Source organism: Flavobacterium facile, assembly GCF_036321945.1.
Lineage (GTDB): Bacteria > Bacteroidota > Bacteroidia > Flavobacteriales > Flavobacteriaceae > Flavobacterium > Flavobacterium facile.
In genome coordinates, this window is the sequence record NZ_JAZAYT010000035.1 from 387219 (window position 1) to 409208 (window position 21990).

Consider the following 21990-nt stretch of genomic DNA (forward strand, 5'->3'; position numbering starts at 1 on the left):
TAATGCCGAAAATTACTTACAACCACAATCGTCTCCGCAGCCTTTTTTGTTGGCTTTTTTCTTCCAAAAGAATTTTCTAACCAAAAATCCTACGGCTAAGGCTAAACAGATATAAGTTAAAATTTCTTGCATAATAATTTGCGTTTTAATTGGTCTTAATTTTAAAAACTGTGTTTAAAACATTTCTAATGATAACTATCTAAAGCGAAGCTTCTAAAGAATTAAAAAAAACCTATGTGACTATGTGTTTAAAAATCTATTTCAGTGTTTGATAAGCAATTAAAGCCACAACATATGCAAATCCACTCATAAAAACCAGTTGCACTAAAGGCCATTTCCATGAATTCGTTTCTTTTTTTACGATGGCTAATGTACTCACACATTGCATCGCGAAAGCATAAAATAAAAGTAAGGAAATACCTGTAGCAAAATTAAAAATCTTATTTCCATTGGCATCAATATCTTCCGCCATTTTCATTTTAATAGTTGCTTCTTCATCGCTTTGACTTCCAACACTGTAAATCGTCGCTAAAGTTCCAACAAATACTTCACGAGCCGCGAATGAACTCACCACAGCAATTCCGATTTTCCAATCGTAACCTAATGGTTTGATAGCTGGTTCTATGGTTTTACCCATAATTCCAATATAAGAATTTTCTAATTTGTATGCGTTAACTTGGTTTTCGAAAGCGCCTTCAGATAAACGAACATTCGCATTTTTTTGTGCGATAATTTCTTCTGCTTTGTTGAAATTTCCGGGTCCGTGTGAACCTAAAAACCATAAAACAATAGAAATCGCTAAAATTATTTTTCCAGCACCCGTTACAAAAGCTTTCGTTTTTTCTAAAACATTTAACGCTACATTTTTAAACAGTGGGACTTTGTAACTCGGCATTTCTACTACAAAATATGATTTACATTTCAGTTTCAACAATTTGTTTAAAATATAAGCCGAAGCAATGGCAACTACGAAAGCCAATAAATACAAAGCCATTAAGGTTAAACCTTGTAAACTGAAACCTAAAAAGCGTTTTTCGGGAATGATTAAGGAAATTAAAATCGCATAAACAGGTAATCTTGCGGAACATGTTATAAATGGCGTAATTAAAATCGTAATTAAACGTTCTTTCCAGTTTTCTATATTTCTGGCACTCATGATAGCAGGAATCGCACAAGCTGTTCCGGAAATTAAAGGCACAATACTTTTTCCTGATAATCCGAATCGGCGCATGATTTTATCCATTAAAAACACAACTCGACTCATATAACCACTTTCTTCTAAAACAGAAATAAATAAGAAAAGAAAGGCGATTTGTGGAATAAAAATCACAATTCCTCCAATTCCAGGAATGATACCATCTGAAATTAAATCTGTGAATTTTCCTTGTGGAAGATTGTTTTTGGTAAATGCGCTTAATTTAGAGAAACTCGTATCAATAAATTCCATCGGAATGCTACTCCAATCGAAAATAGATTGAAAAATTAGCATTAAAATTCCGAAGAAAATTAAGTAACCAAAAACTTTATGTGTTAAGATATTGTCTAACCTACTTTGGAAATCAGTAGCTTTAGATTTATCTATTTTTTGAGCTACTTTCAACGTATCATTAATAAATTGATAGCGTTTTATAGTTTCTTTTTGTTGTAATTTTTTTAATTCCGTGTGCGAACGGGTGAAGTTGTTTTCAATTTCGTTTCGTTCTAAATTTAAGAAATTAACGTCTTGTGTAATCACCAACCATAATTTATATAATAACTGATTTGGAAACGCTTTTCTTAATCTGTTAAAATATTCTTCATCTATAGAACTGGCATTTAAACACGCTTCTGTAGAAAGTGATCTGTAATTTAAAATTAATTCTTTAACCTTGTCAATTCCGATATTTTTTCGAGAACTGATTAAAGCAATTTTAGTTTTTAATGCAGTTTCTAATAGTGGAATATCTAATTCAATTCCTTTTTGTTTCATTCGGTCACTCATATTAATGACAAGTAACGTTGGAATTTCAAGGTCTTTTATTTGTGTGAAAAGCAATAAATTTCGTTTAAGGTTTTCTACTTCAGTCACTACAACGGCAACATCTGGAAAATCTTCATCATTTTTATTTAAAAGCAATTCAATCACTACGTTTTCGTCAATGGAATTCGCATTTAAACTATATGTTCCGGGTAAATCTATAATTTTTGCTCTGGTAATTTGATTGATTTTACAAATCCCCGTTTTTTTATCAACGGTAATTCCAGGGTAATTTCCCACTTGTTGATTTAAACCGGTCAATTGATTGAATACAGATGTTTTTCCAACATTTGGATTACCAATTAGCGCAACTTTTATAGTATTTGGAGTCATTTATTTAATGGATTCTAGACTGATATAGATAGCAGAAGCTGTTTTTTTTCTAATAGCCACTTTCGAATCATTAATGTTAAAAAATAGAGGATCGCCCATTGGAGCAATTTGAATTAATTCAATGTCATTACCAGGCAAACATCCCATTTCAATTAATTTTAACGGAATTTCGTCAATATTAATATCGATAATTTGGGCACTTTGTCCTTTTTTAAGGAAAGAAGCATTACAATCGCTCACGAACTTATTTAGATTGAATTAAAATACAAAGATAAGTAATTCTTAAAATATAAACCTAACAAATGTCATGTTTTGCAATTGAAGTTTTATTTGTACATTAGTCCATATATTTTACAACATATAAATGAGCAGAACATTAGTAATTGGCGACATACACGGAGGATTAAAAGCAATTGAACAAGTTTTAGAAAGAGCAAAAGTTTCCCTAAAAGACACTTTGATTTTTTTAGGGGATTATGTTGATGGTTGGAGTCAATCACCAGAAGTTTTAGATTTTTTAATGGTTTTGTCTGAAAAGCAAAACTGTATTTTTATAAAGGGAAATCATGACGAATTACTTTTAGATTGGTTACAAAACAATCATGAACATTTAAATGAAGAAATGTGGTTTAAACATGGAGGAAAAGCGACTGTTAATGCTTATTTGAATGTTTCAAACCCAACCAAACAAAAACACATTCAGTTTTTAAAATCCTTACAAAATTATTATTTAGACGAACAAAATAGATTGTTTGTTCATGCAGGTTTTACCAATATGAATGGTGTGAAACTTGAGTTTTTTCCAAAATTATTGTATTGGGACAGAACGCTTTGGGAAGTGGCTTCATGTTTGGACGAAGCTATAGATAAGAATTCTGAATTGTATCCAAAAAGATTAAAAATTTATTCGGAAATTTATATTGGACATTCGCCTATTTCTAAAACGGAAAAAGTGGCGCCTCAATTTAAAAATTCAGTTTGGAATTTAGATACAGGTGCTGCTTTTAAAGGCGCGTTAACCATTATGGACATTGATTCAAAAGAATTTTGGCAAAGTGAGGTGTTGCCAGATTTGTACCCAAAGGAATTAGGTAGAAATTAGTTTTGATTTTTTGGATGAAATCGTTTTACTCTGAAGGAGATAATGAAAGTAAAACTTGTACTTTTTCATCTTTAAATCGTAAAGGATACATTCCTTTTTTTTAGCAAGCAATACGTTGGATTTAGCTCTAAATAAAGCATAAGATTTATTTCAAAAATAAAATCTTCATCTTGAACGAATGATGTATTTTCCATTCTAGTTTTAATAGTGTAGTTAGTTCCAAACATTAAAACTTGTTCTTCTTTTGATAACTTGTTAAGATCTACTTCTAAGATTAAATCTTTAGAAGTAATTTTTGTATAATTAAATTTTTGTATACTATTTATTTATGGTTATGAATAAATTATATCTTTTTGTTTTTTAAACCGAAAAACCTTTAGATTAAAAGTTAATGCTATTTAAATTAGGTTGTTAAAACTCCAATTACGTTGATAATTAACTTTATCAAGGTTTAAATTTTAGAAGTATAAATTACTTTTGAGAAGTGTTTTATACTTACGGTTTTTTCGTAAAAAATGTTTAATATAGTACCTGAATTTATTAAAAAGAATAATCCGTCTGAAAATTTCAGACGGATTATATTCACTTCACAACCCCCCAGTTGTTATATGAAAAATTTACTATAACGAAATTAGTAATAAATACGTTTGCTAGCTTACGGCTTAGCCGTAATTTTTGTTAAATTTTCATTTTAAAAAAAATCCGCCTAAAAGTTTCAGACGGATTTTGCTCATTTTACAACCCCCTAGTTGCTTATGAAAAATTTATTGGTGTAAATATACTTGTTCTAGCAGTCTTCCAGTTACGGCATTTTCGTAAAAAACGTTAAAATTATATAAAGCTTTGTTTTTTTTGCTTCAATTTGAATAATATAAAATTTAACAATAGTTAATAAAAATGCTTAATATTTTATTTATATATTTGTAATATTATTAAATTAATTAGTAATAATTTATTAAATTTGAATAATTAACAAAAATAATTTATATGATGAACTTTACTTTAAAATCGTTTTTTTTAACTTTTATGATTTCTTTTTTAGGGAATAGTAATTGTAATGCTCAAGTTGGAATAGGAACAGTTTCTCCTGTAGGAGCATTGGATGTCACTTCTACAAATGAAGGACTTTTGATTCCAAGAGTTGCTTTGGCTGCAACAAATGTGGCTACAGTTTTAACTCCAACAGTTTCTGAGTTGGTGTATAATACATTTACATCTGCCTTAGGCCCAAATCAAGTTGCGCCTGGATTTTATTATTGGAATGGAACGATTTGGGTGCCAATAACAACTGGAAATCTTGCCGCATGGTCATTGACAGGAAATGTTGGAACAGTCGCAACTACAAATTTTATTGGTACTACTGATGCTGTTGATTTTGTTACAAGAACAAATAATACGGAAAAAGTTAGAGTGACAAGCGCTGGAAATTTAGGTATCGGAACTCCAAGTCCTGCCTCTAAATTAGATGTTGCGGCTGGAGTAACTACTGTAAATTCTGTTGTTAATGCAACAGGAAGTATAAATGATTTTTTACAATATAATGTACAAAATACGAGTACAGGTGTTCGAGCACAAAGTGGGTATTCCGCTACAGCAGATAATGGAAATGCAACCACAGGTTTTGCTTGGATTGGAATTAATAATTCAACGTTTAATTTTCCAACAGCTTATAATATTGGTGTAGCAAATGATGTAAGTTATATAGGAAGTGGTCAAGACATGTATATTGCCAATGCTAATAACACAAAATCAATTATTTTTTCTACTGGTAGAGCTACCACACCTTTTTTTAATGAAAGAATGAGAATTAGATCAGATGGAAGTGTTGGAATAAACAACACAGGAGCTGCTTCTGAAAAGTTAAAAGTTTCTCACACTGGTGTTGGAAATGATGCAATAAACGCTGTAAATAATGATGATAATGTAGGAAAGGGAAATGCAGTTTGGGCAACAAACGGTAATGCAACGGGTACAAGTATAATAGCAAGTGCTGGGGCAACACCTCCAAGTATTTTACCTACAATAGGGGCTGGAATTGCAGGTTCACATGTTGATGGTTATGGTGTGTATGCTAGTACAGGAAATGGTGACCCTAATACAGCTGCTCACAATGGTCATGCTGCTGGAGGTTTTTCATTAGATAACGATAATAATGCTTCTACAGCTGGTTCAAGTGCTTTTGCAAAATTGGCAGGTAAAGATAATGCATCACCAGATGGTCTTTTACCTACGGCAAATGTGTTATTTGGAGGTTATTTTGAGGGAGGTGTAAGTGCACAATCTTATTCTTATGCGGGTTTAAAATACAATCACAACGGTGCAGGTGGTGGTGGTACAAATTATAAGGTAATTGGAAATGGAGTTGCATCTACAATAATTCTTGATGAAAACAAAAAACCAAGAATTATGTTTTGTCCAGAAGCACCAGAAGTTTTATTTGAAGATTATGGTGTAGCAAAATTAACTAATGGAGAATCTTATATTACATTGGATAAAGTATTAGCTGCTTCAATGAAAATTGATGAGAAGCATCCTTTAAAAGTTTTTATTCAATTAGAAGGGGATTGTAATGGTGTTTTTGTTACAGATAAATCAAATATTGGATTTAGAGTTAAAGAATTAAATAAAGGAAATAGTAATGTTAGTTTTTCTTGGCATATTGTTGGAAGTAGAGCTGATAGTAAAGATGTAAATGGAAATATAAATTCTGAATTTGAAAATTTAAGACTTCCTATTGGTCCAACAAAGTTGAAGCAAGAAATCATGCTGGATAAAACCACTGTTAAACAAAAATGATGCTTTAATTCTTAATAGTTATTATAAAAAAAACTGTGTCAAATCTTTTTGGCACATTTTTTTTGGACTATAATTTGTTTCAGCTACTTAGATTTGTCCTGGCTTTATTTGAGATGAGCGTATATAAAATGATAATTGGAGTTTGTAAAATTGTAATCGTTTCTCTAAGCGATTAACAATAGATTCGGGATATCTAGCTGTAAATTTCCCCAGTTATTTTAAGACTTTAATTTTACAGAATTTGTTCTCAGTAATAAGTTTGTATGTAGTCTATGTTTCTTGGGTGTTTTTTTTCTAAATTGCTGTTTTAAAGCAAATAAAGGATAAAAAAAAATCCGTCTGAAAGTATCAGACGGATTATGCTCATTTTACAACCCCCCAGTTGTTTGATGAAATATTTACCTATTCAAAGGTAATGGTAAACTTTTACTTTTAATTACGGTTTTGCCGTAAATTATGTTAAATTATATAAATCCTTGATTTTTTGCTTCTTTAATAAGTTCTTCATCAGTAATTTTATTATTTATGAAAAATTCTTTAATTTTTGATTTTCTTTTTTCTACAGTACTATCACTTATTCCTAATTGTGTTGCTATAGTTTTGTTTTTAAATCCTTGAGCTAATAAAACGATAATTTGTCTGTTAGTACTATCTAAATAATCTTTTCTAGTTAATAAATTTTTCATGTTTTCTAATACCGTAGTACTGTAATAAGTTTTACCTTCAACAATATCATGAAAAGCTTCTAAAAGAACTTCGCCAGTTGCATCATTTTTAATAATTAATCCATTTGGTTGTATTTTGTGGATAATATCATATATAATAAAGGTTTCAGCATGGGCTGTTAACATTACAATTTTGGCTTTAGGTTGATATTCTTTTGCTAGAATTGCTAAATCTTCACCGGATGTAATATTCATTTCAGGAAAAGGAGGCAAGCTTCTGTCGAGAAAAATAAAGTCGAAATAATTACTATGTTCCGGATTAGTGATGGCGTTATAGGCATCTTCACAATTGTAACAAAATGTTGGTGTAAGTTCAATTTCTTTATCATTAAAGCCTAGAACCGAAATATATCCATTTAGGATTGCGGGATGATCGTCGACCAATAAAATGTTTGAATTCATGTTTTGTAAATTTATCAGAAATATACTAATTATATTTTAAATTGTAGGCTTATTTTTGTGCCGTTTTTTCGAGTTGATTCTAATAGAAATTGACCATTAATTTCTTCCATTCTTTTTCTCATGTTATTTAATCCGATTCCTTTTTTGTTTTTGTTAAATCCAATTCCATTATCAGTGATCGTTATGTGAATTTCATTTTCATATTTATTCATTTTTATATCCACTTTTGAAGCTTGTGCGTATTTGTCGATATTTTGTAACGTTTCTTGAATAATTCTGTAAATGTTTATTTTAATATTGTAGTTCATCAAATCCCAATCAATTCTTTCATCAACTTGTAAGTTAAATTCTATATCTGAATGGTTTTTAATCATAGTAAATAGATTTTCAACTATAGATATGAAAGTCACATTGTCATCAAATAAATTTTGATTCAAATCATGTGCGATTTGTCTAATTTCTATTTCAATATTTTGAATGTCATCTATAAAAGGTAAACGCTTTTGAATAGTTTCTGTATCTTGTCTTTTTTTTAAAATGAATAAGTTTAATCGAATGCCCGTTAGTTTACTCATGACTCCATCATGCAATTCTTGTGAAATTCTGTTTTTTTTCGTAATATTTCCCTTCTTGAATGCGTTGTTGTTGGTTCAGCATTAAGGTATAAATTTCCTCTTTGTTATTTTGTTTTTCTTGAATGAACTTAATTTCTTGATTTTTTAAGTTTCTAGATTTGATAAAATATAACAAAAGAATGACTAAAATTATTACAATTGCAATTGAGGAAACCGATCGTGGTTTTTTTGTCATTTTTTCATTTTCTTTTTCAATTCCCTTTTTTTCTGAAATTATTTCATTTGTTTCATATTCAATTCGAGCAAATTTATCTCTAGTTTGTCTTTCAATTAAAAACAAGCTGTCTTTTAAGTAAGCTATCTTTTTTAGAAAATTTGTGTTTTTTGGCTCCGTTAAAGTTAGCTTTTCTAATGCTTTTAATTGGTCGTCAACTAAATAAGTGCTATATACCTTTAAAATAAAGTTTTGCTTTTGAAGTATCTTTTAATTAAAGATACTATTCGCCTAAATGTAGGTTTGAAGTATTTTGAATAGGTTTGAAATTCAAACTGTCCCCAATATTCAAACTTTCTTTAAATTCCTCTACGGAAGAAGCGTCGCCTAATTTTAATTTTTATAACCAAAAAAGTTTTTAAGATAAGAATACGTGCTTATTTCAATAAACTTTAAATTTTTAATTGAAAGCACTTTTTTTGAGTAATAATATAAGTTTTTGTAATCGTTCTTTTTTCCGCCAAGCTAAAATATTCTAATGCTTTCTTGTAGTTTTTCATGCCTAATTCATACAATCCAAAAAGCGAATAACATTCAAAAAGATAATCGTTATTTTTTATTTTTTTTGCGTTTTTTTGAATCCTTAATGTTGTTTTTTTGTATTTTTCAAACAAATTTAAGTTGTAGTATCTATTAGCAACTTTAAATTCATAGTGTTTATGAATGCTATCCGTCTCGATGTTTTTTAAAAGAGATATACACTGTCAGTAAAAATTAAAAGTAATTTCCTATCGAGTAAATCATCATTTGCTTTTACTAACAGTGTGTCTATTTTGTGGTGTAATTCTAATTGATTTTTTTCAATAGATTTATCGCAACCTAATAATAAAATAGAAGTAAATAGAGTTAAAATTATTTTCTTAATCTTCATTAAATTTCGATATATACAAAATTAATGTTTTTAATATTTGTATATGGATGTTTTAGTCTTTTTTTGGCTTTATTGGTTCAGAAATACTATCATTTACTCTGTTAGTTGAGTCTTTGTGGGTTACGCGTAAATTTGAGGTGTTTTCAGTACTCAAAATTATATTTTTCCTGTTTTGATTGTAAGTTTGCTCGTCTTCAGTTGAACAAGACACTAAAGTTGCCATGATAACCGAATATAAGAATAATTTTTTCTTAGGTAATTAATTTTATTTAAGTTTTGTGTTTTAGTAATTTTAAATTTGTAAGAATAAATTTTATTAAGGCTTTACCTTAAGAAATGTTAATTTTCATTATTTTTGTAACCAATTTAAATCATAGAGAGATGAAAAAAATAGTATTTATGGCATTCTTAGGAATGGGACTTTTAGCCAACGCGCAAGCCTACAAAGGAAAAGAAGATGTAAAATTACAAATTGGTGCTACGATTCAAAATGGTGGAACTGGTATTGTTTTAACTAACGATTATGGAATTGGAGAAAATATGTCATTCGGTTTTTCGGCAAGTTATATGTTAAGTGCTGATAATGGCATCCAATTTAATGCCGCTACAAATTCAATTGATACTGTAAAACCAAAATTTCAAGATAGAGCAGATATTAAAGCTCGTTTTAACGCTAACTTAGGAAATGTTATTGGTTTTGAAGATAATATGGATCTTTATCCAGGTTTAAATTTAGGGACAAGAAATTTTGGAGCACATTTAGGTTTCAGATATTTCTTTACAGACGGTTTTGGTGTGTATACAGAAATGAATATTCCAATTGCTGAATATGATTCAAATCCTGGTGTATTTGGTAAATATAACAATCAATTTGTGTTTCAAGTTGGTGCGTCATTCAATTTATAAGAAATGAGTATAGTTACTGAAAAAAGACTAAAAGACAGAAGTGGAAGTGTTTGTGAAATTAGCGGAAGCGATGAAAACCTAGTGGTTTACATTGTAGAACCTAAAACAGAAGCCATTCCTGAAAACTGTATTTTAATTACAAAACAATTAAGAGATCAAATTGAAAATAAAGATTTGATGAACGCCACCGATTGGAGAGGTTTGTCAGACAGTATGTGGAACGAAAATTTACCAGTACAAATTGTTTCTTGGAGGATGTTAGCCCGTTTAAAAAATCATGATTTATTAGAAATGATGTATTTAGACGAAGATGCTTTAGAGTGGGCAAAAGCAACTGGTGAAGATGAAGATGAAGAAGGAAAAATCATCCACAAAGATTCTAACGGAAATATTTTATTAGACGGCGATTCTGTGGTTTTAATTAAAGATTTAGATGTCAAAGGCGCAACTTTCACTGCAAAACGTGGTGCAGCCGTTCATAATATTAAATTAGTTTGGGACAATGCCAATCAAATTGAAGGTAGAGTTGAAAACCAACATATTGTTATTCTAACGCAATATGTAAAGAAAACGAAGTAGTTTTCAGTTGGTCCATTAGCCAATCTGTCAACAATTAAAAAACCCTGCAAACATTATATTTGCAGGGTTTTTCTATATTCTAAAATTTATAAATTCTATAAATCAAATTTAATTCCTTGTGCTAAAGGCAATTGATCAGAGTAATTTACTGTATTAGTTTGTCTTCTCATGTATACTTTCCAAGCATCTGAACCAGATTCTCTTCCACCACCAGTTTCTTTTTCTCCACCAAAAGCTCCACCAATTTCTGCACCAGAAGTTCCGATGTTTACGTTAGCGATACCGCAGTCAGAACCAGCGAATGATAAGAATTTTTCCGCTTCTTTCATGCTATTTGTCATAATTGCTGAAGATAAACCTTGTGCTACACCATTTTGTTTGTCAATCGCGTTTTCTACTTCGCCTTCATATTTCATTAAATATAAAATTGGAGCAAAAGTTTCGTGTTGAACAATTTCGAAATGATTTTCAGCTTCAATAATTGCTGGTTTCACATAACATCCAGATTCGTAACCTTCTCCAGATAAAACGCCACCTTCTACTAATACTTTTCCACCTTCAGCTTTAGCTTTTTCAATTGCTGCTAAATACGTGTTTACTGCATCTGTATCGATAAGTGGACCAATATGATTTTTTTGATCTAATGGATTTCCTATTGTTAATTGTCCGTATGCACCAACAATCGCATCTCTTACTTTATCGTAAACTGATTCGTGAATGATTAATCTACGTGTAGAAGTACATCTTTGTCCAGCTGTTCCAACCGCTCCAAATACCGCTCCAGGAACTACTACTTTTAAATCGGCAGTTGGCGTGATGATAATCGCGTTGTTACCTCCTAATTCTAATAAAGATTTTCCGAAACGTTGTGCTACAGTTGTACCCACAATTCTTCCCATTCTTGTAGAACCTGTTGCAGAAATTAACGGAATTCTTACATCTGTTGTCATCATTTCACCTACTTTGTAATCTCCATTAATAATACAAGAAATTCCTTCTGGTAAATTATTTGCTTTTAAAATGTCAGCAATTATATTTTGACAAGCGATAGAACATAATGGTGCTTTTTCAGAAGCTTTCCATACACAAACGTCTCCACAAATCCATGCTAATGCTGTATTCCAAGCCCAAACAGCTACTGGAAAGTTGAAAGCAGAAATAATTCCAACCACTCCAATTGAATGCCATTGTTCTCTCATTACGTGACCTGGACGCTCAGATGGAATTGTTTGCCCGTTTAATTGACGAGATAAACCTACTGCGAAATCGCAAATGTCAATCATTTCTTGAACTTCACCGTAACCTTCTTGAAGAGATTTTCCCATTTCGTAAGAAACTAATTTCCCAAGTGGTTCTTTTAATTCTCTTAATTTATTTCCAAACTGACGCACAATTTCTCCACGTTGAGGTGCTGGCATAGCGCGGAATGTTTTGAATGCTTCCGTTGCACTTTGCATCACTTTTTCGTAGTCTGCAGCAGTTGTTGTTTTTACTTTACCGATTAATTGACCATCAACTGGTGAATAACTTTCGATGATTTCTCCTGAAGAAAAACTGTTTGAACCTGTAGAAGTTCCGTCGTTTACTTCTTTAATTCCTAATGCTTGTAAGGCTTCTTGCATTCCGAATTGTGATGCTATTGTTGACATATGTAACTTTATTATGTGTTTTTGTTATTTTTATGCAAAGGTAATAAATAGATTTGAATTGCAATGCAAATCAATGGAATCACTAAAAAAGTGAGTTATTTCACAAATTTTGGATTGGTTTCCATTATTGTTCCGCATTTGTCACAAGTTCTTTTTTCTTCTGAGGAATAAAAATCCTTGAAATGAGAAAGGAAGTCGTTTTCAATATTGTTTAATTCGAAATATACTTCATGAAGTTTGTGGTTGCAATTGTCGCAAAACCATAGTAAACCATCTTTTAAGCCTAAATGATTTCGTTTTTTTTCGATAACTAAACCAATAGAGTTTTCTGTTCTGTTTGGAGAATGTGGTACTTTTGCGGGTAATAAAAACATGTCGCCAGCAGAAAGTTTCATTGCTTTCTTTTTGCCGTTTTCTTGAATGTAAACGGTAATTTCTCCTTCTAATTGATAAAATAATTCTTCTGTTTCATTATAATGATAATCTTTTCGCGCATTCGGTCCAGCTACAATCATTACGATATAATCGCCTGAATCAACATACAAATTTTTATTGGCTACTGGCGGAACTAAAAGATGACGATTTTCTTCTATCCATTTATTTAGGTTGAAAGGTTTGGCTATTGACATGTTGTAGAAATTTTTATGTTTCACGAATTTACGCCGATTTTTCGAAACAGACAAAAAATAAAAAACCGCCCCAATTTTGTTGAGACGGTTAATATATAAGTGTTTTAGATTTATTTTTTTTCTTTCAATAGATAAATGTAAGAAGGGAAGTGATCTGAATACCCTGGGCCCGTTGCTCCATTTCTTAAAGCATACCCTTTATATTGTCCGGTTTGTTGAATCATAAATGGCGCATTATAAACACCAGCTTTCCAGTACTTCCATGTTGGGTAAAGTTTGTCTCTACTTAATAAAGATTCAGAAATGATAATTTGATCGAAAAAATCCCAAGAATCTCTGAATGCTAATGTTCCAATTCCTTTATTCATTAATTTTTCAGCAGGATTGTATAAGCCTAAAGGTTGTACATCTTTTTCATCACCTTTTGCCCCTAAAACTTGTTTTACACTTTTGTTGAAAGGTCCGTCGTTTAAATCTCCCATTGTGAAAATTTTAGCGTTAGGATTGATGGTTTGTAATGAATCTATGATTTTTTTGTTTAAAGCAGCAGCAGCCTCACGTAATGGGCTACTTTTCTTTTCTCCACCTCTACGAGAAGGCCAGTGATTTACAATAAAGTGCATTTCTTCTCCATCTAATAAGCCAGTCATTAGTATTTGATCACGAGTATAGATTCTTTTTGTTTTGGTATCTATAACATTATCGTCAGTATCTTCTACTTTTTCTTTGTCTTTTGCTTTTTTATCTGTAAGATCTTCTGTTACAATTAAAGGGTAGTTTTTGTAACTCGTTGGTGTAAAATGTCCTTTTTGATATAAAAAACCAGTGTCAATCCCTCTTCGGTCTGGAGAATCAAAATGAATTACTGCATATCCTTTTGCCGCTAACAAAGGTTGTTTGCATAAATCTTCTAAAACTTGTCTGTTTTCAATTTCTGCTACACCTAAAACAACTGGAGAGTTTTTTTGCTCTGCACTAGTTCCAATTTGAGAAATTACTCTTTCTAATTTTTTTAATTTGTCTTTGTAATTTTCTGGGGTATAAATAAAATCCTCGTCATTAATTGTAGGATCATTAATAGTGTCAAATAAATTTTCTAAATTATAGAAAGCTATTGTGTTAACCATGTAGTTTTTTTTCTCTTGTGCAAAACTCGTTGCAACAAACAAAAGAACTGCTAAAGCGCTGTAAAATGGTTTAATTTTCATGTCTAAGGTTAAATTATGATTAAATATTAAAGCAAAATCGATGCCAAAGGTAAATAATATTATTAAATGTTGTACATTTGCCCGCATTTAGTTTTTGTAAATTAAATGTTAGTTAAAGTATTAATTAATAATTAAGTATGAAAAAACTTGTATTAAGTCTTTTATTTCTATTTCAGGCCATTTTTGTAATGGCTCAAAATCAATCAACTGTTAAAGGAAAAGTAGTTGATTCTAAATCGCAAAACCCTTTGGGTAGCGTAAAAGTTATGATTCAGTCTAACGAACAATTTGTTACTACTAATAACTTAGGAGAATTTCTAATTAAAGGCATAACAAAAGGAGATCAAATTTTGGTTGTTTCTGTAGATGGATACAACACACAAAACTTCGCTATTGAAGTAGTTGAAAACCAAACTTTAGATGTTGGATTAATGTTTTTGGAAGAAGACATTACATCGGAACAACAATTAAGTTTAGTAACTATTACGGAAAACGATTTAGGTGATGACAACAGTGGTTCTGAAAGTACTGCTGGATTGTTACAATCTTCTAGAGATGCGTACCAACAAGCCGCAGCTTTCAATTGGGGACAAGCTCGTTTTAGAATGAGAGGTTTAGATAATGAATATGGAGTTACTATGATTAATGGTATTTCTATGAACAAAATCTACGATGGAAGACCACAATGGAGTAACTGGGGTGGTTTAAATGACGCAACTAGAAATCAAGAATTTACTTTAGGTTCTGCACCATCTGATTATACTTTCGGTGGAATTTTAGGAACTCAAGAAATTAATACAAGAGCTTCTTTATACAGAAAAGGAACAAGAATTTCTCAATCGGGGACTAATACAAATTATTCTTGGAGATCTATGATAACTCATAATTCAGGTTTAATGGATAATGGTTGGGCTTATAGTATTTCTGGTTCAAGAAGATGGGCAAAAGAAGGTTATTTTGAAGGTACAGATTATGGCGCAAATTCATTTTTTGCAAGTGTGGAGAAAAGATTCAACAAAAAACATAGTTTAAACTTTACTAGTATTTATGCTCAAAATAGTAGAGGAAAAAACTCTCCTAATACTAAAGAAGTAAACGACTTAATGGGAATTAAATACAATTCTTATTGGGGATTGCAAAACGGAAAAAAACGTAATTCTAGAGATAAAGATGTAGAAGAGCCAATGATGATGTTAAGTCACTATTGGAAAATGACTGAAAAAACTACATTAAATACAAATGTATCTTACCAAACAGGTTCTATTGGAAACAGTAGATTAGACTATCAAGGTGCTAATAGTCCTGACCCAACATATTACAAAAACTTACCAAGTTATTATTATAATTTAGGGGATGCTACTGGAGCTGCTTCGGCACAAACGTATTTCTTAAACAACAGTCAAATTAACTGGAATGCTATGTATATAGCAAACCAAAATAGTGCTAATCCTGGAAAAAGTGTTTACGCCTTATACCAAGACAGAACGGATGACAAGCAAATTACAGCTAATTCAATTTTATTCTCAGATTTATCTGATAACGTAAAATTAAATGCAGGTGCAAGTTTCAAAAAATTAAAATCTCATAATTTCCAAAACATGTTGGATTTATTAGGTGGTGATTATTTTTCAGATATTGATCCATTCTACTTAACAGGTGATAATTATTATCCAGGACAAGAGCAATCAGACTTAAACAATCCAAATAGACAAATTAAAGTGGGTGATGCTTACGGGTACAACTATAATTTGAATGCTATTGTTATGGATGCTTTTACTCAGTTTAAGTTCACTTACAAAAAAACAGATTTCTATTTAGCGCAATCTTTCTCAAGAAGTCAATACGAAAGAGATGGTATATACAGAAATGGAATTTACGCAAACAACTCTTTCGGGAAAAGTGGTAAACAAATTTTTGAAAACTTTGGTTTCAAAGGAGGATTTACCTACAAAATTACAGGTCAGCATTTATTAGATTTCAACGGGGTGTATATGACAAAAGCACCAAACATGAGAAATACTTTTGCTAACGCACGTATTAACAATAACATTACGCCAGATTTAGATAGCGAACAAGTTACAAGTTTAGATGCTTCTTATGTAATAAGAACACCTAAATTCAAAGCACGTTTAACTGGTTTTGCTTCTAAAGTACAAAATGCAACAGAAATTTCTTTCTATTATGCTGAAGGTGTTGGGGAAGATGTAGATGGAAATGAACAAGACTCTTTTATTTCTGAAATTTTGACAGGAGTTGAAAAGAGAAACTTTGGTGCTGAATTAGGTTTAGAATACCAAATTACTTCTACAATTAAAGCCACTGTTGCGGCTTCTTACGGTCAATATTTATATGGAAACAATCCAAATTTAAAAATTAACGATGATGGACAAGCTACTTTAACAAACTCTCAACCAGTAGTTGATTTTGGTAAAGCATATTTAAAAAATTACAGAGTTGCAGGTATGCCACAAACAGCAGCATCTTTAGGTTTAGAATATAGAGATCCACATTTCTGGTGGATTGGAGCAAACATCAACTATTTAGCAGATTCTTATTTAGATGTTTCTAATATTTTAAGAACAGATAATTTTGTTATTAATTCTGCAGACGGTTTAGGTTACCCTGGAGCTAATGATGAATCAGTAAGAAAAGCTTTAAAACAAGAAAAATTTGCAGAGTTTAATTTATTAAACGTAACAGGTGGAAAGTCTTGGAGAGTAGATAATACAACAATTGGTTTCTTTGCTTCAGTTAATAATGTTTTAGATACAACATATAAAACTGGAGGTTTCGAGCAATCAAGAAAAGCTACATTCCCAGATCAACAAGCGGATAATGCAAACAGCACACCCTCTTTTGGATCTAAATATTTTTACGGATACGGAAGAACTTATTTTGTAAATTTGTATGTTAACTTCTAATTTAATTGCTATGAAAAATAATTTTTTAAGAATAGTACTTGCTTTTGCTACTTTAAGTTTAGTAGTAAGTTGCGAAGAAGATATTACGGACATCGCACCGTTTAAGCCATTAATTTTTTCTCAAAACTTTGAAGGACAACCTTACGGAAGTGGTTCAACAGAAATTCCTATTAATATTTCTGGTTGGGGGAATTATAATTTAACTGGTACCAGAAAATGGATTGGTAAATCATTTAATAATACTGTATTTGCTGAGTTTTCTTCGTTTTATTCTGCTGCAGGTACAACTGATCAAACTTGGTTAATAACTTCTAAGATTGACCTTACATCGACTAGAAATGAAACTTTTGTTTTTACTACTAAAACAAGATATGCAAATGGAGCACAACTTAAAGCATTAGTTTCAACAAACTTTGATGGTACTCAAGCTGGAATTTCTACAGCAACTTGGACAGAATTAAGCCCAACGCTTCCAACTGCTGATGATGTAGCTACTTCAAGCGGAAATATTGATTTAAGCAGTTATGAAAGTAATAATGTTTATATTGCTTTTAAATATATGGGTAGCAAAGCTGGTGGAACAACTACTACTTTTCAGTTAGATGATATTAAATTGTTTGAAAATAAATAATCGATATGAAAAATTTAAAATTAATTTTAGCCGCATCATTATTTACAACTCTTTTTAGTTGTATCAATAATGACAATTATAGTGAGCCAGATTTAACTGGTGAATGTGCTGATTTAACAGCTACAAAAACGATACAAGATGTTGCTTTAGTTGCAACTACAACTGCTCAACAATGGAATTCTACTACAGATTCTATAATTGAAGCATATGTAACTTCAAGTGACGAAGGTGGAAATTTCTACAAATCTATTTCTATGGTTTCTATTGATGGAACTAAAGGATTTAGTATGCCAATTGATGCTTATAATTTATATACTAAATACGAACCAGGAAGAAAAGTATTTATCAATTTGAATAAAAGATATTATGCAAATAATACACAAACAGCTTCATTAGATCTTGGGTCTTTATACGCTGGAACTCAAGTTGGAAGAATTTCTGGTGTAGAATATGAAGCTGCCATCAAAAGAAGTTGTACAAAAGTGGATGAAAACACATTGGTGAATCACTTAACAATTGCCGCTGCAAAAAACAATGCTAATACTAATAAATTAGTGGAGTTAGATGGAGTACAATTTGCAGAAATTTCAGTTGGTAAAAAATATTTTGATAAAAGTTTAAATGCTAGCCCAACTTGGACAGCTACAAATCATACTTTAACAGATGCTTCAGGGAATTCAATTATTGTAAGAGTAAGTGAATTTGCTAATTTTTCATCTAAAAACGTAGCAACTGGAAATGGTAAAATCAGAGGTATACTTACTAAATATAATAGTGATTTCCAATTTATGATTCGTACGGAAAATGATGTACATTTGAACGGACCGAGAGTTGATAGTTCTCCTCCAATTGTAGGAAGTGCTAATGTTTTTGATGCTACATTAAATGAGCCATTTACATCATACGCTTTGAATCTTGCAAATTTTCCAAAATATATTAATGATGCAGATTCAGGACCAAGATACTGGCAAGTGAAATCGTTTGGAACACCAGCAAATAAATATATTGAAATGTCTTCTTTTGCGGGTGCTACAAATCCTGGAGTTCCAGCTAAAACATTCTTTATGGTTCCTGTAGATTTTACTGCAGCTAGTACTATGACTTTTAAAAAAGAAATGAGATTTTATAGAGGAGAAGTTGCTTTAAAAGTATATTACATTAAAAGTGCAGATTATGTAGCGGGAAGTGCAGTAGATAGATCGAAATTAACTGATATCACAACTGGATCTGGATTCAATATTACTTATCCAGCAATTGGTGCTTCAGAGAATACATTTTCTTCTCCTGGGACATATAATATCCCAGTAAGTTTAACAGGAAATGGTTATTTTGTTTTCGAATATATCGGTACAACAACACAAACAACTACTGTACAAATTGATGATATCCTTATCAACTAATACAATTTAATATATAAAAAAAAGCCTTCTTAATTTTAAGAAGGCTTTTTTTTTAAGAATACATTGAACACTGAAAACTCTTTTAATGCGCTTCCAGCCAGTTTTTACCCATTCCAATTTCCACGTCTAATGGAACAATCATTTTAAAGGCGCTTTCCATTTCGTGTTTAATCATGGGTTGAATTTTCTCTAATTCGCTATTATGTACATCAAAAACTAGCTCATCATGAACTTGCAATAACATTTTAGATTGCCAGTTTTCCGATTTTAGTTTTTTATGAATGTTAATCATCGCAATTTTAATAATATCGGCAGCAGAACCTTGAATTGGCGCATTTACGGCATTTCTTTCAGCTCCACCACGAACGATAGCATTCGCAGAGTTTATGTCTTTTAAATAACGTCTTCTACCTGAAATCGTTTCTACAAATCCGTTTTCTCTTGCGAAATCAACTTGATCTGAAATAAACGATTTCAATTTTGGATAGGTTTTGTAATACGCATCAATTAATTCCGCACTTTCTTTACGTGATAAATTCGTTTGATTACTCAATCCAAAAGCAGAAACACCATAAATAATTCCGAAGTTTACCGTTTTAGCATGACTTCTTTGTTCTTTAGTCACTTCTTCTAAAGGTACATTAAAGACTTTTGCAGCCGTACTTTTGTGAATGTCTTCGTTATTTCTAAACGCTTCAATCATATTTTCTTCACCACATAAAGCCGCAATAATTCGCAATTCAATTTGAGAATAATCGGCAGAAACTAACGTATAATTTTCATCTCTGGCGATAAACGCTTTTCTAATTTGCCTTCCTCTTTCGGTACGAATTGGAATGTTTTGTAAATTCGGATTGTTAGAACTCAAACGTCCCGTAGCAGCAACCGTTTGCATATAATCGGTATGAACACGACCTGTTTTTGGATCTACTTGATTCGGTAATGCATCAATATAAGTACTTTGTAATTTCACCATTTGACGCCATTCTAAAATGTCTTTTACAATCGGATTGTCGTTAGCTAAATAACTTAAGATTTCTTCACCAGTAGCATATTGACCGGTTTTTGTTTTCTTTTGTTTCGCACCACCAATTTTCATTTTGTCAAATAACACATCTCCCAATTGTTTTGGAGATGCTAAATTGAACGTTTCACCAGCGGTTTCGTATATACTTTGTTCTAAAGCTTTACTTTCAGCAGTCATTTCAACTGACATTTTTTTCAAAAAATCGACATCTAAGTTAATTCCTTCTTTTTCCATATCGGCTAAAACGGGAACTAAGGGAATTTCAATTTCATCGTATAATTTTTTCGTACCTACTTTTTCTAAAATCGGTAAGAAATGATTTTTCAATTGAATCGTAACATCCGCATCTTCTACAGCATATTCTTTGATATCATCCAAAGGAATATCACGCATATTGCCTTGGTTTTTTCCTTTTTTACCAATTAATTCGGTTATAGATTTTGGTGAATATTTCAAATACGTTTCACTCAAAACATCCATGTTATGACGCATATCTGGATTAATCAAATAATGCGCAATCATCGTGTCGAATAAATTTCCTTTAACTTCAATTCCGTATCGAGAAAGAATTTTTAAATCGTATTTAATATTTTGTCCGACTTTTTCAATGGTTTCATTCTCGAAAAACGGTTTGAATTTGTCGATTAAAATTTGTGCTTCTTCCTGATTTTCTGGAAATGGTACATAAAATCCTTTTCCTTTTTCCCATGAAAACGCTAAACCAACTAATTCCGAATTTAAAGCATCCAAACCAGTCGTTTCCGTGTCAAAACAAACTGAAGTTTGATTCAATAAATTTTGAATGAACATTTTTGTAGGTAAATCACCTTGCACGTTTTGGTAAAAATGTTCTGTGTTTTCTAAGTTCGCATAATACGAAGTTTGTGTTTCTACTACATCTTCCGCATCAGAAAAACCAAATAAATCGTATTGTTCATCATTCGTTTTCTTAACTGGAGCCTTTTTTAAAACTGGAGTATCTGAAGCAGTTTCTTCTGAAGTTGCTGCTGGATTGTATAATTTGTCAAACTGCGCTTTCATTTGACGGAATTCTAATTCCATAAACAACGCATCTGTTTTTTCTACATCTGGTGTAGATAATTCGTAATCTTTTTCATCAAAAGTCACTGGGCAATCTAATAAAATCGTAGCTAATTTTTTAGATAAAATTCCTTGTTCTTTATTGGCTTCAATTTTAGTTTTTAAAGCGCCTTTTAGTTTATCTGTGTTGTCCAAAAGGTTTTCCATCGAACCGAATTCCGCCAATAATTTCTTTGCAGTTTTTTCTCCAACTCCAGGTAAGCCTGGAATATTATCCACGGCATCACCCATCATTCCTAAGTAGTCAATTACTTGTAATGGATGTACGACTTCAAACTTGGCTTGTACTTCAGGAATTCCCCAAATTTCAATATCATTTCCCATTCGAGCTGGACGATACATGAAAATATTTTCGGAAACCAATTGTGCAAAATCTTTATCTGGAGTCACCATAAAAACTTTGTAGTTTTCTTTTTCGGCTTGTTTGGCAATCGTTCCAATTAAATCATCGGCTTCAAAACCTGCCACTTCAATAATTGGAATGTGCATGGCGCTTAATAACTCTTGAATATACGGAACGGCAATTTTTATGGCTTCTGGCGTAGCATCTCGATTGGCTTTATATTGTTCGAACATTTCTAAACGAAACGTACTTCCTCCTTTATCAAAAGCAACGGCTAAATGATCTGGTTTTTCACGTTTAATTACATCCATTAAGGCATTCATAAATCCCATAATGGCAGAAGTATCCATGCCTTTTGAGTTGATTCTTGGGTTTTTTATAAAAGCATAATACCCGCGAAAAATAAGTGCGTAAGCGTCTAAAAGAAATAAGCGTTTTTGTGACATAAATGGTTTTTTATTTATTCGTTTGTAAAAATACAATTCTTTAAATAAAAAATCT

At 31.4% G+C, this 21990-nt stretch carries 18 protein-coding genes; 7 read left to right on the forward strand and 11 right to left on the reverse strand.

Features of this window, described 5'->3' with window-relative positions; all coding sequences use genetic code 11:
- Positions 1-12: 12 nt before the first annotated feature.
- The 3 genes from UEQ13_RS14315 to UEQ13_RS14325 form a co-directional block, all read right to left on the reverse strand.
- Positions 13-132, reverse strand: a complete 120-nt coding sequence (locus UEQ13_RS14315) for a FeoB-associated Cys-rich membrane protein (protein ID WP_407934663.1) — start codon at positions 130-132, stop codon at positions 13-15.
- 124 nt (positions 133-256) lie between these two features.
- Positions 257-2350, reverse strand: a complete 2094-nt coding sequence (feoB, locus tag UEQ13_RS14320; protein WP_329807006.1) for a ferrous iron transport protein B — start codon at positions 2348-2350, stop codon at positions 257-259.
- The gene (locus UEQ13_RS14325) at positions 2351-2590 is read right to left on the reverse strand and encodes a FeoA family protein (protein WP_329807007.1); all 240 of its coding nucleotides are present in this window, start codon (positions 2588-2590) and stop codon (positions 2351-2353) included.
- A 124-nt stretch (positions 2591-2714) separates the two neighbouring features.
- On the opposite strand from UEQ13_RS14325, the gene UEQ13_RS14330 reads away from it, so the two are divergent.
- Together UEQ13_RS14330 and UEQ13_RS14335 are read left to right on the forward strand one after the other, a co-directional pair.
- Positions 2715-3452, forward strand: a complete 738-nt coding sequence (locus tag UEQ13_RS14330) for a metallophosphoesterase (RefSeq protein ID WP_329807008.1) — start codon at positions 2715-2717, stop codon at positions 3450-3452.
- A gap of 987 nt (positions 3453-4439) precedes the next feature.
- The gene (locus UEQ13_RS14335; RefSeq protein ID WP_329807009.1) at positions 4440-6248 is read left to right on the forward strand and encodes a hypothetical protein; all 1809 of its coding nucleotides are present in this window, start codon (positions 4440-4442) and stop codon (positions 6246-6248) included.
- 464 nt (positions 6249-6712) lie between these two features.
- Here the strand turns inward: UEQ13_RS14335 and UEQ13_RS14340 are convergent, their stop codons facing one another.
- The 4 genes from UEQ13_RS14340 to UEQ13_RS14355 all read right to left on the reverse strand — a co-directional run bounded on the left by UEQ13_RS14340 (position 6713) and on the right by UEQ13_RS14355 (position 9318).
- Positions 6713-7375: a response regulator transcription factor gene (locus UEQ13_RS14340; protein WP_329807010.1), complete on the reverse strand. Its 663-nt coding sequence runs from the start codon at positions 7373-7375 to the stop codon at positions 6713-6715.
- 29 nt (positions 7376-7404) lie between these two features.
- A complete protein-coding gene (locus UEQ13_RS14345; protein ID WP_329807011.1) occupies positions 7405-7950 on the reverse strand; it encodes a sensor histidine kinase in 546 nt (181 codons plus the stop codon).
- Positions 7951-7957: 7 nt separating this feature from the next.
- Positions 7958-8290: a hypothetical protein gene (locus tag UEQ13_RS14350; RefSeq protein WP_329807012.1), complete on the reverse strand. Its 333-nt coding sequence runs from the start codon at positions 8288-8290 to the stop codon at positions 7958-7960.
- Between the two features lie 857 nt (positions 8291-9147).
- Positions 9148-9318: a hypothetical protein gene (locus UEQ13_RS14355; protein ID WP_329807013.1), complete on the reverse strand. Its 171-nt coding sequence runs from the start codon at positions 9316-9318 to the stop codon at positions 9148-9150.
- A 158-nt stretch (positions 9319-9476) separates the two neighbouring features.
- Between UEQ13_RS14355 and UEQ13_RS14360 the strand changes: the two genes are divergently transcribed.
- Together UEQ13_RS14360 and UEQ13_RS14365 are read left to right on the forward strand one after the other, a co-directional pair.
- The gene (locus UEQ13_RS14360; RefSeq protein ID WP_329807014.1) at positions 9477-10001 is read left to right on the forward strand and encodes a DUF6646 family protein; all 525 of its coding nucleotides are present in this window, start codon (positions 9477-9479) and stop codon (positions 9999-10001) included.
- A gap of 3 nt (positions 10002-10004) precedes the next feature.
- Positions 10005-10580: a PhnA domain-containing protein gene (locus UEQ13_RS14365; RefSeq protein ID WP_329807015.1), complete on the forward strand. Its 576-nt coding sequence runs from the start codon at positions 10005-10007 to the stop codon at positions 10578-10580.
- Between the two features lie 95 nt (positions 10581-10675).
- Here UEQ13_RS14365 and amaB read toward each other — a convergent pair whose 3' ends face one another.
- From amaB to UEQ13_RS14380, 3 genes are all read right to left on the reverse strand, one after another.
- Positions 10676-12229, reverse strand: a complete 1554-nt coding sequence (amaB, locus tag UEQ13_RS14370; protein ID WP_329807016.1) for an L-piperidine-6-carboxylate dehydrogenase — start codon at positions 12227-12229, stop codon at positions 10676-10678.
- A gap of 95 nt (positions 12230-12324) precedes the next feature.
- A complete protein-coding gene (locus tag UEQ13_RS14375) occupies positions 12325-12858 on the reverse strand; it encodes a 3-hydroxyanthranilate 3,4-dioxygenase (protein ID WP_329807017.1) in 534 nt (177 codons plus the stop codon).
- Positions 12859-12968: 110 nt separating this feature from the next.
- A complete protein-coding gene (locus UEQ13_RS14380) occupies positions 12969-14066 on the reverse strand; it encodes an endonuclease/exonuclease/phosphatase family protein (RefSeq protein WP_329807018.1) in 1098 nt (365 codons plus the stop codon).
- Between the two features lie 137 nt (positions 14067-14203).
- Between UEQ13_RS14380 and UEQ13_RS14385 the strand changes: the two genes are divergently transcribed.
- The 3 genes from UEQ13_RS14385 to UEQ13_RS14395 are packed head-to-tail and all read left to right on the forward strand — an operon-like array spanning position 14204 to position 19018.
- Entirely contained in the window at positions 14204-16987 is a 2784-nt protein-coding gene (locus tag UEQ13_RS14385) for a TonB-dependent receptor (protein WP_329807019.1), read from the forward strand.
- Between the two features lie 10 nt (positions 16988-16997).
- Positions 16998-17618, forward strand: a complete 621-nt coding sequence (locus UEQ13_RS14390) for a choice-of-anchor J domain-containing protein (RefSeq protein ID WP_329807020.1) — start codon at positions 16998-17000, stop codon at positions 17616-17618.
- A gap of 5 nt (positions 17619-17623) precedes the next feature.
- Positions 17624-19018, forward strand: a complete 1395-nt coding sequence (locus tag UEQ13_RS14395) for a DUF5689 domain-containing protein (protein WP_329807021.1) — start codon at positions 17624-17626, stop codon at positions 19016-19018.
- A gap of 82 nt (positions 19019-19100) precedes the next feature.
- Here UEQ13_RS14395 and polA read toward each other — a convergent pair whose 3' ends face one another.
- Positions 19101-21935 carry a DNA polymerase I gene (gene polA, locus UEQ13_RS14400; protein ID WP_329807022.1) on the reverse strand — a complete coding sequence of 945 codons (2835 nt, stop codon included), beginning with the start codon at positions 21933-21935 and terminating at the stop codon, positions 19101-19103.
- Positions 21936-21990 lie beyond the last annotated feature (55 nt).